Annotated in this window: 16 protein-coding genes; 2 read left to right on the forward strand and 14 right to left on the reverse strand. The window is 61.8% G+C overall.

What is annotated here, in order from left to right; all coding sequences use genetic code 11:
- Nucleotides 1-115: 115 nt before the first annotated feature.
- Nucleotides 116-274: a hypothetical protein gene (locus tag ACSU04_RS06670; RefSeq protein WP_439281320.1), complete on the forward strand. Its 159-nt coding sequence runs from the start codon at nucleotides 116-118 to the stop codon at nucleotides 272-274.
- On the opposite strand, the gene ACSU04_RS06675 is transcribed toward ACSU04_RS06670, so the two are convergent.
- Nucleotides 255-3665 (reverse strand): pyruvate carboxylase, encoded by a 3411-nt coding sequence (locus ACSU04_RS06675; RefSeq protein WP_439288835.1) that lies wholly within the window; start codon nucleotides 3663-3665, stop codon nucleotides 255-257. The two genes, ACSU04_RS06670 and ACSU04_RS06675, sit on opposite strands and share 20 nt — an antisense overlap.
- Nucleotides 3666-3797: 132 nt before the next feature.
- Here ACSU04_RS06675 and ACSU04_RS06680 point away from each other — a divergent pair, with 132 nt between their 5' ends.
- A complete protein-coding gene (locus ACSU04_RS06680; RefSeq protein WP_439288836.1) occupies nucleotides 3798-4148 on the forward strand; it encodes a DUF3870 domain-containing protein in 351 nt (116 codons plus the stop codon).
- Nucleotides 4149-4217: 69 nt separating this feature from the next.
- On the opposite strand, the gene ACSU04_RS06685 is transcribed toward ACSU04_RS06680, so the two are convergent.
- From ACSU04_RS06685 to ACSU04_RS06745, 13 genes are all read right to left on the reverse strand, one after another.
- Nucleotides 4218-4805, reverse strand: a complete 588-nt coding sequence (locus ACSU04_RS06685) for a cysteine hydrolase family protein (protein ID WP_439288837.1) — start codon at nucleotides 4803-4805, stop codon at nucleotides 4218-4220.
- A gap of 9 nt (nucleotides 4806-4814) precedes the next feature.
- Nucleotides 4815-5510 (reverse strand): ABC transporter ATP-binding protein, encoded by a 696-nt coding sequence (locus tag ACSU04_RS06690; RefSeq protein WP_439288838.1) that lies wholly within the window; start codon nucleotides 5508-5510, stop codon nucleotides 4815-4817.
- Nucleotides 5503-6318 (reverse strand): ABC transporter ATP-binding protein, encoded by an 816-nt coding sequence (locus ACSU04_RS06695; RefSeq protein ID WP_439288839.1) that lies wholly within the window; start codon nucleotides 6316-6318, stop codon nucleotides 5503-5505. The genes ACSU04_RS06690 and ACSU04_RS06695 overlap by 8 nt, the downstream gene beginning before the upstream one ends.
- A complete protein-coding gene (locus ACSU04_RS06700; protein WP_439288840.1) occupies nucleotides 6315-7346 on the reverse strand; it encodes a branched-chain amino acid ABC transporter permease in 1032 nt (343 codons plus the stop codon). Before ACSU04_RS06700 ends, ACSU04_RS06695 begins: the two co-directional genes overlap by 4 nt.
- A gap of 6 nt (nucleotides 7347-7352) precedes the next feature.
- Entirely contained in the window at nucleotides 7353-8213 is an 861-nt protein-coding gene (locus tag ACSU04_RS06705; protein ID WP_439288841.1) for a branched-chain amino acid ABC transporter permease, read from the reverse strand.
- Nucleotides 8214-8248: 35 nt separating this feature from the next.
- A complete protein-coding gene (locus ACSU04_RS06710) occupies nucleotides 8249-9466 on the reverse strand; it encodes an ABC transporter substrate-binding protein (RefSeq protein ID WP_439288842.1) in 1218 nt (405 codons plus the stop codon).
- Between the two features lie 17 nt (nucleotides 9467-9483).
- Entirely contained in the window at nucleotides 9484-10398 is a 915-nt protein-coding gene (locus tag ACSU04_RS06715; protein WP_439288843.1) for an NAD(P)-dependent oxidoreductase, read from the reverse strand.
- Nucleotides 10399-10434: 36 nt separating this feature from the next.
- A complete protein-coding gene (locus tag ACSU04_RS06720; protein WP_439281330.1) occupies nucleotides 10435-11202 on the reverse strand; it encodes an N-acyl homoserine lactonase family protein in 768 nt (255 codons plus the stop codon).
- Complete coding sequence (locus tag ACSU04_RS06725; RefSeq protein WP_439288844.1) at nucleotides 11199-11945, reverse strand: SDR family NAD(P)-dependent oxidoreductase; 747 nt, start codon at nucleotides 11943-11945, stop codon at nucleotides 11199-11201. The genes ACSU04_RS06720 and ACSU04_RS06725 overlap by 4 nt, the downstream gene beginning before the upstream one ends.
- A 239-nt stretch (nucleotides 11946-12184) precedes the next feature.
- Nucleotides 12185-13021: an HpcH/HpaI aldolase/citrate lyase family protein gene (locus ACSU04_RS06730; protein ID WP_439288845.1), complete on the reverse strand. Its 837-nt coding sequence runs from the start codon at nucleotides 13019-13021 to the stop codon at nucleotides 12185-12187.
- Nucleotides 13018-13854, reverse strand: coding sequence for an FAS1-like dehydratase domain-containing protein (locus ACSU04_RS06735; protein WP_439288846.1), 837 nt, complete (start codon nucleotides 13852-13854; stop codon nucleotides 13018-13020). Before ACSU04_RS06735 ends, ACSU04_RS06730 begins: the two co-directional genes overlap by 4 nt.
- The gene (locus ACSU04_RS06740) at nucleotides 13851-15041 is read right to left on the reverse strand and encodes a CaiB/BaiF CoA transferase family protein (RefSeq protein ID WP_439288847.1); all 1191 of its coding nucleotides are present in this window, start codon (nucleotides 15039-15041) and stop codon (nucleotides 13851-13853) included. The genes ACSU04_RS06735 and ACSU04_RS06740 overlap by 4 nt, the downstream gene beginning before the upstream one ends.
- Complete coding sequence (locus tag ACSU04_RS06745; RefSeq protein WP_439288848.1) at nucleotides 15038-16198, reverse strand: CaiB/BaiF CoA transferase family protein; 1161 nt, start codon at nucleotides 16196-16198, stop codon at nucleotides 15038-15040. Before ACSU04_RS06745 ends, ACSU04_RS06740 begins: the two co-directional genes overlap by 4 nt.
- Between the last annotated feature and the right edge of the window lie 33 nt (nucleotides 16199-16231).

The following is a 16231-nucleotide window of genomic DNA, read 5'->3' on the forward strand; positions in this document are numbered from 1 at the left end:
CGATGCGTGGACGTGTCGCGCCGAATCGACCCCAATCGAAGTATGGCGCAGAAGGCATGTATACGTCCAGGAATACGACCGATACCCAAGATAACTCCTCACGCTAGGTCTGACCATGAGCACCGGCACGGACGTCACGCTCGAAGCATCCGATATCCCACTCGTGCGAGGTGACCTGCACAGCGCGGTCGACACGATCCGCCTGTCTCGCAAGGCACTCGGAACGATCAAGTCGAACCTGCGCCGGCGGCCTGTTAGGAACCGGGAGCGATAACGGCGAGGAGGTCACCTGCCTCTACTTGCTGAGTCTTCGAGATCGCAAGGCGTGTGACCGTGCCGCTTACGGGAGTCGTAATGGCTGCTTCCATCTTCATGGCCTCGATCGTCGCAATCGCATCGCCAGCGCCGACTGTACTGCCTTGCTTCACGTTGAGAGTCACCACCCCGGAAAACGGCGCGGGCACCTGCCCAGGCTGATCAATATCCGCCTTCTCGGCAGACTTGGTGTCGACCGCCACCTGACGGTCACGCACATTCACCGGACGTAACTGCCCGTTGAGCGTGGTCATAACCGTGCGGATGCCCTCGTCGTCTACGCCGATGGCCTCCAACCCCACCAACAAACGCACACCTTTGCTGATCTCGACAACGTGCTCTACACCCTGGGTGAGACCGTAAAGATAATCGACGGTGTCAATCGCGGAGAGGTCACCAAACAGTTCCCGCTGCGCGATGAACGCGCTGGTGGGCGCGGGAAACAGCAGTCTGTTCAGGGCTTCCTGACGTGGCCGACCGTTGTCGGCGAGCGCAGCTTCGTCGTCCGCAGAGATCGGGGTGAGGCCTGCCTTCACGGTGCGACCGGCGAGCACCTTGGTACGAAACGGCTCAGGCCAGCCCCCAGGTAGCTCTCCCAGTTCACCCGCCATAAAACCGATGACGCTGTCCGGGATGTCGTAATTGTGCGGGTTCTCCTCGAAATCGGCTGGGTCAGCCTTGACTGCAGCCAGGTGCAGCGCAAGATCTCCCACGACCTTCGATGAGGGTGTGACCTTGGGTACACGGCCCAGGATCTTGTCCGCAGCCTCATACAGGTCCTCGACGCGCTCGAAGTCGTCTGCCAGCCCTAATGCCATGGCTTGCTGGCGCAAGTTGGACAGTTGACCACCGGGAATCTCGTGACGGTAGACGCGCCCGGTTGGGCCCGACAGCCCGGATTCAAAGGGGCGGTAGACCTGGCGCACCGCCTCCCAATACGGCTCAAGATTCGAGACGGCAGCCAGCGAGAGGCCCGTATCGCGCTCAGTGTGAGCCAATGCTGCGACCAGAGCGGACGCGCTGGGCTGACTGGTCGTTCCCGCCATCGGCGCGGATGCCACATCGACAGCATCCGCACCCGCTGCGCTTGCCGCGAGCAAAGTGGCCAACTGACCGCCAGCTGTGTCATGGGTGTGTACGTGTACCGGCAGCTCAAACGCGTGCCGCAATGCCGTCACGAGCTTTGCAGCCGCGGCCGGACGCAGCAACCCCGCCATGTCCTTGATCGCGAGCACGTGTGCGCCAGCCGCAACGATCTGATCGGCAAGCCGGAGATAATAGTCGAGCGTGTACAGGTCTTCAGCCGGATCAAGAAGATTACCGGTGTAACATACGGCGACCTCCGCGACCGCAACGCCGGTGGCCAGCACGGACTCGATCGCAGGGCGCATCTGCTCGACATCGTTCAGGGCATCGAAGATGCGGAAGAGGTCGACTCCGGTTGCCACGGCCTCGCGCACGAACGCATCAGTCACCTCGGTGGGGTACGGGGTATAGCCAACGGTGTTGCGTCCGCGCAGGAGCATCTGGATCGCCACGTTCGGCAAGGCCTCCCGCAACGCGCCGAGGCGTTCCCACGGGTCCTCGCCCAGGAACCGCAGCGCCACGTCGTATGTCGCCCCACCCCATGCCTCCACGCTCAGCAACTCGGGAGTCATTCGTGCCACGTACGGCGCCACAGCCACGAGGTCACGGGTGCGCACGCGGGTCGCGAGCAGTGACTGGTGCGCATCGCGCATCGTCGTTTCAGTGACCGCAAGCGAGGCTTGTGCACGCAGCGCCGCGGCGAAGCCGCCCGGCCCGAGTTCGAGGAGTCGCTGCCGCGAACCGTGCGGCGCAGGAACTCCCAGGTCAATCGTCGGCAGCTTATCGGCCGGATCCATCGTGCCCACGCGGACACCGTTGGGCTGGTTCACCGTCACGTCCGCGAGCCAGCTCAGAATCTTCGTCCCGCGGTCCTTCGACTGGTACCCTCCGAGCAATTGTGGCCGCTCCTCGATGAACTGGGTCGACACGTCACCCGCGATGAAATCGGCATCGTCCAGCACCGCCTGCAGGAACGGGATGTTCGTCGACACTCCGCGGACGCGGAACTCCGCTAGCGCCCGACGAGCCCGCCGCACCGCCCCGGGAAAGTCCCGGCCACGACACGTCATCTTCGCCAGCATCGAATCGAAGTGCGGGCTAATCTGCGAACCGACATCCAGCGTGCCGCCATCCAGACGCACCCCTGCACCACCGGGCGAACGGTATGCGGTGATCTTGCCCGTGTCTGGCCGGAACCCCACGGTCGGGTTCTCTGTCGTAATGCGGCATTGCAAAGCCGCACCGCGCAACTGGATATCCTCCTGGACGAGGCCCAGATCGGCGAATGTCATGCCCGACGCAATCAGCATCTGCGATTGCACCAGGTCAATGTCTGTGACCTCCTCGGTCACCGTGTGCTCCACCTGGATGCGCGGGTTCATCTCAATGAACACATGTTGACCCGCGCGATCGCCGATGGTGTCGACCAGGAACTCGACCGTGCCCGCGTTGACGTAGTTGATTGACTTCGAGAATTTGATCGCGTCAGCGTGCAACGCTGCCCGCAGCTCATCGCTGATGTTTGGCGCCGGAGCGATCTCGACCACCTTCTGATTGCGGCGCTGTACCGAGCAATCCCGTTCATACAGATGAAAGGTCTCCCCCGCACGGTCGGCGAGAATCTGTACTTCGATGTGCCGAGGCCGAAGCACGGCCTGCTCCACGAACATCGTCGAATCGCCAAACGCACTATCGGCTTCGCGCATGGCGGCCCCCAGTGCACTGCGTAGATCTTCTGGCCGTTCGACCCGGCGCATCCCCCTGCCACCACCACCTGCGACAGCCTTGGCGAATACCGGGAATCCGATTGCCGCAGCGCCCGCGATCAACTCATCGATGTCGCGCGTGGCTGGCGTCGATGCGAGCACTGGCACGCCCGCCGCGATCGCATGCTCTTTCGCGGTGACCTTGTTTCCCGCCATCTCCAGCACATGCTCACCCGGACCGATGAAGGTGATCCCGTTCGCAGCCGCAGCCCGCGCCAGTTCAGGATTCTCCGAGAGAAACCCATAGCCCGGGTAAATAGCGTCAGCACCGCTCTCCTTCGCTACCCGGAGGATTTCCGCCACATCGAGATATGCCCGCACAGGATGCCCCGTCTCACCAATCTGGTACGACTCATCGGCCTTCAGTCGATGCATCGAATTGCGGTCCTCATACGGGAACACCGCCACCGTCTTCGCACCCAACTCATATGCCGCGCGGAATGCCCGGATCGCGATCTCACCACGATTCGCGACCAGAATCTTATTGAAGAATGCCATCTTTAGAGCCCTATCTCGATAACCGCAGAATCGATCGACTGTGAGAGTATTGCCACGCTCGCATTGGAAACCGGCGAGTTGGTCGACGGAGTGTTGACATTGCTCTGTCTCGTGAAGAAAGTTGAGTGTGCCGTGGAGTCTGTCGACGACGACGTCATGATCGTGGCTGGATACGGCAAGTTCCCGCAGGGCACGAGCGCCGAGGCCCTGCATAAGGTGCTCGCTGTCGTCGCTCTGGTAGACAGGCAAACGGGAACGGTGATCGACGTTTCAACGACCCTCGCCACGCGCACCGCGGATGAGTTCATCTGCCGCGCGATGGTCGGACGAAAACTGAGCACCGATGCAGCATCATTCATCGAGTTCCTGTCGCTTCGGTACCACGGACTTGCCCAGAAGGCGATGATCGCGGCTTTCCGCGACCTCGTTAGGCGATTCACTGAAGCCTCTTCTGCGCACGGAAATGCCGCGGGTAGCAGCTGAGATTCTGCGCTACCCCGGAACGGCGACGGTTTCCTGCCTCGACACAAAAAACCGTCGCCGCGATTTGGGCTAGGCGAGTCGCGCCAGATACTCCTCAGAGTGCTGAACTGAGCCGAATGCCGGCAACATCTGCCCCACCGAGAACTCGTGAGCTTCGATGCTCGAGCTGGCGCACAGGTCCTCTAATACAGTGACGGCGTACCCGGAGTCAGCTGCAACTCGAGCGGTCCCCTCGACCACCATGTTGGTTGCGACACCGCCCAGTACTAGCCGAGTTGCGCCGAGCTTGGTCAGAATGGACGTGAGATTAGTGCCAATGAAGGGGATCACGCATCCCTTTGACACCACCCGCTCGCCCGGCAGCGGGGCGATCTCCGAGCAGATCTGTGCCTCATCAGAGTCTTCGATCATCAAGCCGCGGCCACGAAATCCGTCGAATCGTGGTGAGGCGCTCGAGAGCCGCTGATAGTCGGCGTCGAATGCGACCCGTACAAACACCCTCGGCAAGTCCAGCTCCCGGTATTTCTCGAGCACTCGGGCGGCCGCAGGCAGCACGCCACGTTTCTCAGCCTGTGCCCCCATACCGGCAACACCGATCACCCCGTCCGAGCGGCAGATGCCCTCTTGGTAATCCATCAGAAGCAGTACGTCAGTCATGCCTTCACCTCACAAATAGCTGTCACGGAGGAGGTCGCTGCCTGCCAGCGCCTCTGCAGTGTTTCCGACAACGACCCGGCCCGCGCGCAGAACGTAGCCGCGCTGACAGTACTCCAGGGCGATTGCGTTCTGCTCGATCAGTACCACTGTCACACCCGAACTGTTGAGTGACGCAAGAGTCTCCATCACCTCTTCGACAAGATTTGGCGCTAAGCCGAGCGATGGTTCGTCGACGATCAGCAACTTCGGGTTCGCCATCAACCCGCGGCCGATCGCGAGCATCTGCTGCTGGCCACCACTGAGCGTCCCTGCCAGGTGGTCACGTCGCTCACGAAGTATCGGGAACATCTCATAGGCAACTTCTGCACGCTCGGTCAGGGTGCGTCGGTCGCGTACCCAGTAGGCGCCGAGGAGGAGGTTGTCGTGGATGGTGAGGTTGCCGAAGACTCCGCGCGCTTCTGGCACGTGGTTGATGCCCATGCGCGCCACCTTCTCGGGATCCGAGGGCAGGGCCACACCATTCCAAGTGATCGAGCCTGACCGCGGCCGGATCATGCCGGAGATCGTGCGGGCAAGAGATGATTTTCCTGCACCGTTCGCGCCCAGTATGGCCACGAAGTCGCCGTCCCCGATGGTCATCGTCACGCCATGAAGCACGTCGACGCGAGGGCGGTATCCGGCCGTCAGGTCAGTGATTTCAAGCACGGTTGCCTCTCCCCCGACCGAGGTAAGCCTCGGTCACCAGTTGGTTCTGTCGAATCTCGGTCGGCGTACCCTCAGCGAGCAGCGCGCCAGCACTCATCACGACAACCCGATCGGCCGCGCGTGCCACGAAGTCCATGTTGTGGTCGATGAGAACCACGGCGATACCCGAGGCCGCAAGACTGGCCAGTCGATCGGCAAGGTTCTCGGCTTCAACCGGTCCGAGGCCTGCCGCGGGCTCGTCCAACAGCAGGAGTCGGGGCTCGGCGAACTGCGCACGCGCAACCTCAGCGAGCTTTCGCACACCGTATGGGACCGAGCCCGCAGCTGTGTGCGTATAGGTCCGCAGTCCGTATTCCTCGAGCAGCACGGCAGCCCGCTCTCGTTGCTCACGATAGTGGCGGCTCGCTCCGGGAAGGGTAAACACACCACGCAGCAGATCGCGGCGACGCTGCACTGTACGACCCAGCATGACGTTGTCGATCAGTGAGAGATCGTCGATAAGCAACGTTTCCTGGAATGTGCGTGCCACTCCGCGGGACCGCATCAGGTGTGGGACAGTGCCGACGGTGTCGGTGCCGTCCACCCGTACCCTGCCTGCGGTGGGGCGGTAGAAGCCGCAGATGCAGTTGAGCATCGTCGATTTGCCAGCACCGTTGGGTCCGATGAGCCCCACAACTTCGCCAGCATGGACACGGAACGACACACCTTTGAGTGCGGCAACGCCGCCGAATTGGATGCTGACCCCGTCGACCTCGAGAACGCAGTCGCCGAGCGTGGTCTCCTCGGATCTGCTATCGAGTAGCGTCACAGTCCCGTCCCCTTCTTGCTCTTCTTCTTCCTAAACCCTGCGAACGAGAACTGCCGGAACGCACTTCGCAGTCCCAGTGCCGCGAACAGCAGCACTCCGTATGCGATCGACGCAACCTCAGGACTCGACGCGAGCAGATTGGGCACCACTGATACGAATGCTGCGCCGATCAGCGCTCCGATGGGTGAGACCACGCCACCGATGACCGCGGCCGACAGAAAGGCGATCGAGTTGTCGAAGGTGAACGACGATGGGGTGACCGCGCCGACCGAGAACGTATAGATATAACCGCCAAGCCCGGCCAGGAAGGAGCTTACGACGAACGCCCAGATGCGCTGACGTGCTGGCACGACGCCGAATGCTCCAGCGAGGATCTCCGACTGCTTCACCGCAAGAACGTTGAGGCCAGACCAGTTACCGAGCATGTTACTGGCGAGCACGAACGCGATGATCACACCGATCACTCCGAAATACACACCGGGTAGCCCCGAAGTGATTTCGGTGTCTCCGATCATGATTGGCCCCGGGAAAAGACCCCGGTAGCCGTCGGTCAGACCTTCGAACCGCATCACGAGCTCGGGCACGGCCCAACCGAAGGCGAGCGTCACCACGGCCAAATAGATGCCGTTGAGTCGGAGACAGACGAACGCCAGCAGGGTGCCGACGAGCGTGGCTGCCCCCAGCGCGACGAACAGCGGAAGCGGCTGCGGTAGATCCAGCTTCGTCGAAGCGATCGCAGCCCCGTACGCTCCCACAGCCATCAGGCCTGCGTGACCAAGGGTCACCTGTCCTGATCCTCCAGTGACCACCACAACGCTGAGTGCCATGATCGCCATCGCCGCCCAGAGGTTCGCGTTGTACTGCTCGTCTACCGGAATGAACAGCGGTAAGACCAGGAGCAGGCCCACCACGATGAGCGTCCGATAGTTTCGCACGAACTCCCCGATCGCTGCTCGGGTGTGCGTGGGCGCGGGAGGAGGCGACTCATGCGCCTTGGCGATGACCTGGTCAGTTGCGTTTGTAGCCACGGTGCATCACACCTTCACGATTCGACGAGCGGACAGCAGCCCCTGCGGCCGGAGGAAGAGCACGACGACGATCAGAACGAGAGTTGCCGTGTGCGCCAGAGACGAGGAGAGGTAGAGAGCCACGAGATTGAGCACGACGCCCACAAGGATGCCGCCCACCAGGGTGCCGAACATATTGCTCAACCCGCCGATGGTGATCGCAGCGAACGAGACGAGAGCGAAGGTCACGAGACTGGCCTCATTGAGGTAGGTCTGCGGAACGACCAGGACTGCGGCGAATATCGCGTACGCGGAGCCGATGGCCCACGCGAGCATTCTCAGTCGCCGGACCGGAACTCCGAGAAGTCGTGCATTGCCCTCATTCTCGAACACTGCCCGCATGCCGAGCCCGGCGCGAGTGAAGTTGATCACCGCGAATGCGCTGGCCGCGATGAGGAGACCAAGTCCGAGGGTGATCAGCTGACTCCATTCCACGAATACGGGGCCGAACTGCTGGCCGCCGTCAGGAAACGGAAGCTCAATCGCGCGGGTTTGAGAGCCCCACACCATACTCACGACACCTTTGATCACCAGGCCTATCGCGAGCGTGGCCATGACCATACTCAGCTCGCTCTTGTCCTTGATGAGCTTGAGGCTTTCGTTGGTCGCCAGGCCGATAGCGGCCGCAATCGCCACCGCAACGAGTAATGCGAAGGGGAACGGACCACCGGCCAGAATCACCGTCGACATCCCGAACAGTGCCAACGTGAGCATATAGCCCTGGCCGAAGTTCACGACCCCAGTTGCCCGGAAGATGAACACCAGCCCCAGTCCGGCGATACCGTACAGCAGTCCGGTAACCACGCCTTGGAAGAGTACTTGCCACATGGTCCGTCCCTCCTTTCTTTACGCTTGTTCTCGATCTACCAGCTGAACGGGATTGTCTCGTCGGTGATCGTGGCGAAGGCGCCATCGCCTGCCTGAATAATCGACAGCGAACGTGTGCCCGCGTGGTTTCCCGGGCTGAACGTCACTGCAGGCGCCCCACCGACCGACACCTCTTCGAAGCCACTGAGTGCTTCGAGCAGGCCGGCCCTGGTGGGCGAATCGCTGGTCTCGAGCGACTTCTCCAGGCCAGCAGCAAACAGTGCCGCATTCGTCCATCCGTTGAGGCTGAACACGCCGATCTCGTCGGCGTTGCCGTCAGCAGTCATCTGTTCCACATACGCCTGCACCGATGCGTTGTCATCAGTGGTGGGAAGCAGCCACGAGCCGAACATCGTGCCGTCCAGCGCGTCACCCGCGAGTGCGTAGGTTGTCGGGTCCGCGGTGTAGAACGGGGCGAACATCTGGGTTTCAAAACCGAGGCGCTCGGCAGTGGTGACCGCTGTGGCGATGTTGCTGTTCGAGCCCCACACGACGGTGAGCTCTGCGCCGCCTTCCTTCGCCTTGGTCATCTGAGCCGTAAGGTCGGTGTCGCTCACGTTGAATGCCTCTTCGGCAACCAATTCCACGCCCAACTCTTCGACGGCATCCTTCACACCCTGCAGAGCCGGCTTTCCGAGGTCATCGTTCTCGTAGAGCACCGCAACCTTCGTTGCGCCGAGCTCCTCCACCCCAAAAATGGTGTCCAGCTTCGCCTCGTCATAGTAGTTCGGCAGCAGGACGAAGTAGTTCTCCTGCTCTGCCATGGAGGGGTCCCCGCCGACGGCACCGACAACGGGCAGACTCTCCGCTACGGCAAACGGCTGGACGGCCGAGTTCGTCGGCGTTCCGATCGGTGCGACGAGCGCGAAGATTTGGTTCTTCTGGACGAGTTCCTTGGTCGCTGCGAGACTTCGGGCCGGGTCGTAGCCGTCGTCGATCTGGGTGTAGTTGATGGTCCAGCCGTCGAGTCCGCCGTTTGCATTCAGCCAGTCGAAGTAAGCCTTTGATCCCTCGGCAATCAGCTTGTAGGAAGGGACAGGGCCGGTCTCAGGCACGAATGAGCCAATCTCGATGGTCTTGGCTTCAATGTCGACGCCCTGCTCTGCTCCAGCCTCGAGTGGTTCTGCCCCACCTGCGAAAGCACAAGAGGACAGCAAGAGGGCAGCCAGTGTGAGAGGCGCCGCGGCGCGTAGTGCGCGATTTCGGTTCTTCATGGGGTCTCCAGGTGTAGTCAGTGATTGCGACGCGTCGCTGCGCCGACAATCGCGGTGTGGTTGATTTCGTCGAGGACTGTGGTGGCGATCGGGAAGTACTCGTTGTCGAATCCTCGACCGAGTGCCGATAGGTAGAACGTGGCCATCTGACTCAGCTGTGGACTGACCAGATCGACCGATTCGGCCGATTCGAGGAAGTACGTGATGTCTTTGATGGCGTAGGTCAATGGGAAACGCCCCTCACCGAACTCGCCTGTGAGGACGGAGCCGATGACGTGATTCTGCAGCGCGAACGAATTGGCGGAGCCCTCAGACAACACCTCCGCCAGTTCGACAGTGTCGACGCCAAGTTTGTCGCCGAGAGCGAGGCCTTCGCTGACCGCGAGGATGTTGGCCATCAGAACCGCGTTGTTGACAAGTTTGGCGATGTTTCCACTGCCTACCGGTCCGACGTATCGCACCGATGTGCCCATGAGCTCGAGGACCGGGCGTGCTCGCTCGAAATCGGCCGATGCACCGCCAACCATGATCGCAAGGGTGCCCGCTTCGGCCGCCTGCTTTGTGCGTGCCACCGGCGCGTCGATGTACGCTCCCCCGGTCTTGCTCAGCGCATCGGCGATCTCGCGGGACGTCGCCGGTGGAATCGTACTCATATCGATGGCGAGAGATCCCGCCCGCAAGCCCGCAACGATCCCGTCATCGCCCAGGTAGACGTTGCGCACCTCGGCAACTCCCGGGAGTGATGTGATGACGATATCTACCAGCGATGCCAGTTCTCGTGCAGACCCAGCGACTCCGGCACCGAGTTCTGCAAACTCCGCGAGCACGGCAGGACGGGTGTCAAAAACCGTCACGTCGCAGTCTTTGCGCAGCAGATTGCGCGCCATACCTCCGCCCATTGCGCCGAGGCCCAAGTATCCGATTTTGCTCATTGTTTTCACTCCTTTGTGAATTCGAGGTTCGCTGCCTCAGTGAAGTTCTTTGATGCGCTCCCCGTCGCGCGACCAAAGATCCGGATCATGGCCAATGACCAGTTCGGCGTTCGTGAAGTTCTGCTCGAAGCCCATCCGCCGCAGCGACCGATACGCATCTGGCATTGACCACGCGTTGCCCGGTGGCCAGCTCTCATCGACGTTCGCGTGACTGTATGCCGCATCGCCTGCACAGAGAATGGTGCGCCCCGAGGGCAGCCGAACGAGCAGTGATTGGTGTCCCGGGGTGTGACCTCGAGTGCTGATGAGACCGATACCGTCGGTGACCACGTGATCACCGTCGATGACGGTCACGTCTTCCGGTAGCCCGTACTGCTTCTGCAGATAGATTTGCGAAACGAAGGCGTCAGGATCATGGGCGAAGCGGAGCTCCTCTCGCTGCACGAGCACCTCATCGGCGTCGATACACGCGTTGCCGCCGGTGTGGTCCCAATGCAGGTGAGAGTTCGTCATCCAACGAATGTCGGACGGGCCGATGCCCACGCTGTCGAGGTGGGCGAGGATGCCGTGCTCCTCATCGAAGTCGACGAGAGCTCCCGCTTTGGCACCCAAGGCCCCGTCGGGATCCGTTACCGCGTCGACGTTCAGTCCGGTATCGAATAGGAAGTAGCCTTCAGTGGATTTAACCAGGGTCGCGGTCACCGGAATTGTGCGGCGATTACCAAAATCCTGCCGGTACATCAGCAGGCTACCTTCGACGTCGATCCATCCACAATTGAACAGCCACACTCTCTCGACGGTCATGAGAAGTAGCTCCCACCGTTGATATCGAGGGTCTGACCGGTGATCCAGTTCGACTCCGGTCCAGCCAGGAATGCGATCGGTTCAGCAATGTCCTCGGGGCGACCGAGGCGCCCCAGCGGGTAACCAGTGGCATCCTCTTCGAGCTGTCCTCCGTTCAAGCCTTCCCACATGGACGTGAGCACTGGCCCGGGAGCGACAGCATTGACGAGGATACCGTCGGGCCCGTAGGTTTTTGCTGCCCATTTCACGACACCGGCGACACCTGCCTTTGCTGCGACGTAAACAGGCCCGGACTTCACCCCGCCGATACGACTGGCGACGGAACCGAGGGCGACAACTTTTCCACCGCCTTGCTTCTGCATAGGCGGAACAACAGCACGTAGCAAGTTGATGAAACCGAGGAGGTTCACGTCGAGGATCAGCTTGTTCTCGTCATCATCGAGATCGAGCAGTCCAGTGCCGGAGACGACACCAGCGCATCCGACGGCGATGTCCACGCGACCGGCCACCGCGACAACGAGATTGATCGCTGTGCTTACGGAACCGAAGCTACTCACATCGCAGGCCAGGAACGGCCGGGAATCGTGATCGCCACTGGGCTTGTTCAGGTCGAGGAGGTACACCTTCGCGCCTCGCGCCTCAAGTGCCTCGGCAACCTTGCGGCCGATGCCGCCGGCCCCGCCTGTGATGACGGCGACCTTGCCAGCCAGGCCTTCATTGCTACTAGTGGGAACGACCATCATGTCTCCGCCTCAACGCTTCCGCGAACTATTGCACTCAGTGCACCATACGGAACGGTTAGAAGAAAACCGGCTCATAAAAAAGCGTATGGGAGCAGAGGTTGATTTGCGTTCGCAGCGGAGGGTCGACCCCCGTCGGCGATGACGGGGCGGTTCCACATTTGCTTGGCCGCGGCCCGCTAACGATGAGCAGGACTCGGTTGTGTAGGACTCTAGCCCGGTGTTGTGCAGCGCGTCAATGATCATGTGAAGACACCCGCAGCTTGGATGAGCTGAGCTCGCTTGATGACTGGAGCATCGATCATCTTTCCGTCCAGGACGGTGACTCCGCCGTCGGCGCCAGCCTGGGATGTCACCGCGTCAAGGACGCGCGCTGACCAGCGCAGCTCGTCCGCTGTCGGAGCAAATGACTGCCGCGTTTGTGGCAGCTGTGCCGGATGGATGCAAAGCTTGCCAGTGAACCCCAGCATCTTTGCATGGCACAGATCGGCGTCGAGAGCGTCCTCGTCGCGCACAGCCTGAGTGACACCGTCGATGGGCCCTGGCAACTCGTCCGCAGCCGATGCGAGCACTAGGTGCGCTCTGGCGGCAACCAACGCCTCCCGGTGATCAGGGTCGACCCCTAATGCAGCCGCCAAATCGAGGCTGCCGAAGGCGAGCCGGGCGACGAGCGGGCTGCGTGCGATTTGTACCGCATTGAGCACGCCGGTCGGCGTCTCGATCAACGCGACGACCCTTACTCCCGAGTCCGACGGTATCCCCATGGCGTCGATCGTCCACGGCGCCTCCGCCTTGGGGAGCATAATGTGCGCTCCTCCAGCGACGGCGGCGCGCACATCGTCGTCATGCCAAATCGTCTCCACCCCGTTGATGCGCACGACAACCGGCACGTGAACCCTGCGCAGTACGTCAATGATGTGCTGCCGGGCACTCACTTTCTCGCCGGGCGGCACCGCATCCTCGAGGTCGAATACGACGACGTCCGCCCCCGCGTCGAGCGCCTTGTCAAATCGATCGGGCCGGTTGCCCGGCACAAACAGGAAGGTCCGAGCCGATTCGAGCGCCTCAGCGACGGTCATTGTGCCACCGTGGCAAGCCCGGTCATGCCGACCCCACCGCCCGCGTTGCGTGCAGTGGTGGCAATACCATCCTCCGTGTGGTCAGCTTCCAGACGGAGCGGATCCCCGACATAGAGTGGTGAGCGACCGCGGAAGGCAAATGAGCGCAGCGGCGCACTGCCTGCACTTTGGCTCGAGAACCACATCAGCAGAGTCGCCGTCAACGGTCCGTGAACCACAAGGCCGGGGTACAGCTCAACCTCACGTGCGTAATCAGCGTCGTAATGGATTCGGTGACTGTTGCGAGTGAGCGCGGAGTAGCGGAACAACATGACTTCGTCCGGCGATATTGTGGTCGAAGCTTCGCTTTCGCTGTTGAATTCAACCTCTGCTGCACGAGAAGCCGCAGGCGAAATGTTCATGTAGACGATGTCCTGCTGCTCACGGATGAGCACCTCATTGCCGGAAGAGACCACGTGATCGACCGTGACGAACACGAGCGGACCGGCTTTGCCTTCTTTGGGCGTCACCGCAGCGATCGTGCTGTGCCGAGTGAGCTCGTCGCCGGGGTGCACCGGAGCGAGGAACTCGATGCGGCTACCCGCCCACATCCGGCGCGGCAGTTCGATTGGCGGGAGGAATCCTCCCCGCTTCGGATGCCCATCGACACCGATCTGCGAGACCGGGACAAACTCGTCGAAGAGCAACCAGTGCAGTCCTTGCAGGAAGCCTGCACCGTTGTCTTCTGGCAGTCCGAGAACTCCCCGCAACGCGCTGTCAATCTCGGGCCGCACCAACACAGTTTTCTCCTGTGTCGTTCCGACCCACGAGGCCAGACGGTCTTCATCGGTCATGAGATCACTCCTTCTTCTTCCAATCGCATGCGCTCCGCACGGCCAAGGCCGAGCAATTCGCCATACACATAGTCCTCGTCTCCGCCGAGCTCCGGAGTGCCTCGATGTATCCCGACATCGGTGGTCTCGGAGAAGACGATCGGCACACCAACGGCCTGGCGCACACGTCCCGAAGGCTCCGCTACCTCTATGACGGCTCCACGTTCGCGCAAGTGCTGGTCGGCGGCGACATCTGCGGTCGACCAGACCGGATGCGCTGCGATCCCGCCTGACTGAAGTGCTGCCGTTGATGTGTCCGGTGTCGATTGCAGAGTCCAGGCCTCGATCCAAGCGTCAAGCTCAATGCGATGACTGATCCGCGCTTCGAGCGTCGATGTCGCCGTCAGTCCCGCCGGCGGGGTACCGATGAGTTCGATGAGTTGCGCCCAGCGCACATCATCCGAGACAGCGACAGCCACCCAGGCGTCCTCACCTGCGCACCGGTAGACACCCGACGGTACGAGGGCGGGGCTGCTGTTGCCGAGACGTTCGGTCTGTATTCCGGCCGATGCCTCCACGAGCGCTTCGCCGATGAGGGATGCTGCGACCTCTCGCGCTGCGACATCAACATGCCCGCCCATGCCGGTGCGGCGGCGACGAATCAGCGCAGCGAGAACAGCTGTGGCAGCGTTGAGCCCGACCGAGTGGTCCATTACATGTCGGATCTCTACCGGCGGGCCGTCGGCATGCCCAGTCAGCGTACCCAACCCGCTCCACGCGCCGAACAGGGGTGCGTAACCTGCGAAGACTGAGTCAGGGCCAGACTGGCCCGACGATGAAACCGACACCATCACGATGTCCTGTTTCACCGCGCGCAGATCGTCATAGGACAGCCCCAATCGGTCCATCACCCCAGGTCGGAAGCTCTCAGCTGCGATGTCCGAGACACCCACGATACGGCGAGCCAGATCACGCCCGCGGCGGTCCTTGAGGTTGAGGCGCACCGAGAGCTTTCCAGATGAAACTTGGTCGAAGGTCGCGGCTTCCATACGTCCGTACACCGCGTGAGGTTTGCGGAAGATGTCTGGACGTGCGGCGCTCTCTATCTTGATGCACTCGGCACCCAGCTGCGCGAGCACATGGGTGGCAAAGGGCCCGGCCGCATGGATGGTGAAGTCGGCGATTCGCACGCCAGCAAGCGGCCTCATCGGAGCCCTCCACGTGCACTTGTGTCAGCTGGGATGGCCGCCTGCCTGATCGGAAGCTCTGGTGGACCACCATTCAGCCGGGGCACCACTCCATCGATTTGGAATGGCGCGGACACGATATCGATGTCGCCGAAGCCGGGCACGAATGCCTGCTGGAACAGTCCACGTGCGACTTCGTGCGGGTCACGCAGCACCTCGAACGGGGTCGCGTACTTCGCGGCCGGCACGTTCAGTTCCTGGGCTGCTTTCACTAGATCGGCTGCGTTGAGCGTCCTCGCCCAGGACCGAAGGCGCTCGTTGATCTCAGCTCCATGATGCCCTCTGCCCACACCGTCGGCGAGCGCGGGATCGGTAGCCCACTCCGGGCCACCCATCAGGGTGACAAGTCCGTGCCATTGACGATCCTCAAGAGTCAGAAGCTCTACATAACCGTCGGCGCATTCCAGCACACCGCCATATTTGAAGGAGCGTGCGCTACGATGCTCGATCGATCCGTCACCGAAGCGCTGAAGGCCGAATGCTGCGAGCGCAACAACGGCATCCTGAATCGCGACGTCGATCACCTGTCCGACACCGCTCACCAGGCTGGCCAGGGTTCCGAGCACCGCGGCAATTCCCGCCTGCATTTCTGCGAAGTGTCCGAAGATCTTGATCGGCGCCCGATTGGGATGACGCTCGTAGGCCAGCCCATTGGGCAAGAGGTAGCCTTCACCCGTGGAGTGCAGAATAGTGACCTCCTCGCCGTCCCAGTCAGCCTTCGGTCCAGTCATCCCGTATGGCCGCACCGAGACGTAGATCAGTTGCGGATGCTCGATTCTGAACGTCGACGGGGCCGTCGTGTGACCGCGTTCCGTAGATGAGAAGTCGTCGATATAGATGTCTGCGTCACAGACGAGGTCGGTGAGACGCGTCTGGTCGGCGGGGTCACGCAGGTCGAGTGAGACGCTGCGCTTCCCCGCCGCCAGATAGGCGAAGAGACTGCTCTGGTTTTCAGCAAGCATCGGCGGTTGACGGCGTAGTCGGTGACCTTCGGGCGGTTCGACCAACACCGTATTCGCGCCGAGCGCCGACAGAAGCCGGCCAGCATAAGCCCCGGCGACGGACTGGGTGCGTTCGATCACCGTGAGTCCATCTAGGGGTGCATCAGAGCTGTTCATCTTCACCTCATTGTGAGAGTGGATGCTGCGATC

The sequence above is a fragment of the Microbacterium sp. A84 genome, from assembly GCF_051842815.1.
Lineage (GTDB): Bacteria > Actinomycetota > Actinomycetes > Actinomycetales > Microbacteriaceae > Microbacterium.

Bases quoted from the DNA above. Each gene is read 5' to 3' on its own strand.
- ACSU04_RS06670 (WP_439281320.1), top strand. From the start codon at position 116: ATGAGCACCGGCACGGACGTCACGCTCGAAGCATCCGATATCCCACTC.
- ACSU04_RS06675 (WP_439288835.1), bottom strand. From the start codon at position 3,665: ATGGCATTCTTCAATAAGATTCTGGTCGCGAATCGTGGTGAGATCGCG.
- ACSU04_RS06685 (WP_439288837.1), bottom strand. From the start codon at position 4,805: ATGACTGACGTACTGCTTCTGATGGATTACCAAGAGGGCATCTGCCGC.
- ACSU04_RS06705 (WP_439288841.1), bottom strand. From the start codon at position 8,213: ATGTGGCAAGTACTCTTCCAAGGCGTGGTTACCGGACTGCTGTACGGT.
- ACSU04_RS06710 (WP_439288842.1), bottom strand. From the start codon at position 9,466: ATGAAGAACCGAAATCGCGCACTACGCGCCGCGGCGCCTCTCACACTG.
- ACSU04_RS06715 (WP_439288843.1), bottom strand. From the start codon at position 10,398: ATGAGCAAAATCGGATACTTGGGCCTCGGCGCAATGGGCGGAGGTATG.
- ACSU04_RS06720 (WP_439281330.1), bottom strand. From the start codon at position 11,202: ATGACCGTCGAGAGAGTGTGGCTGTTCAATTGTGGATGGATCGACGTC.
- ACSU04_RS06725 (WP_439288844.1), bottom strand. From the start codon at position 11,945: ATGATGGTCGTTCCCACTAGTAGCAATGAAGGCCTGGCTGGCAAGGTC.
- ACSU04_RS06730 (WP_439288845.1), bottom strand. From the start codon at position 13,021: ATGACCGTCGCTGAGGCGCTCGAATCGGCTCGGACCTTCCTGTTTGTG.
- ACSU04_RS06735 (WP_439288846.1), bottom strand. From the start codon at position 13,854: ATGACCGATGAAGACCGTCTGGCCTCGTGGGTCGGAACGACACAGGAG.
- ACSU04_RS06740 (WP_439288847.1), bottom strand. From the start codon at position 15,041: ATGAGGCCGCTTGCTGGCGTGCGAATCGCCGACTTCACCATCCATGCG.
- ACSU04_RS06745 (WP_439288848.1), bottom strand. From the start codon at position 16,198: ATGAACAGCTCTGATGCACCCCTAGATGGACTCACGGTGATCGAACGC.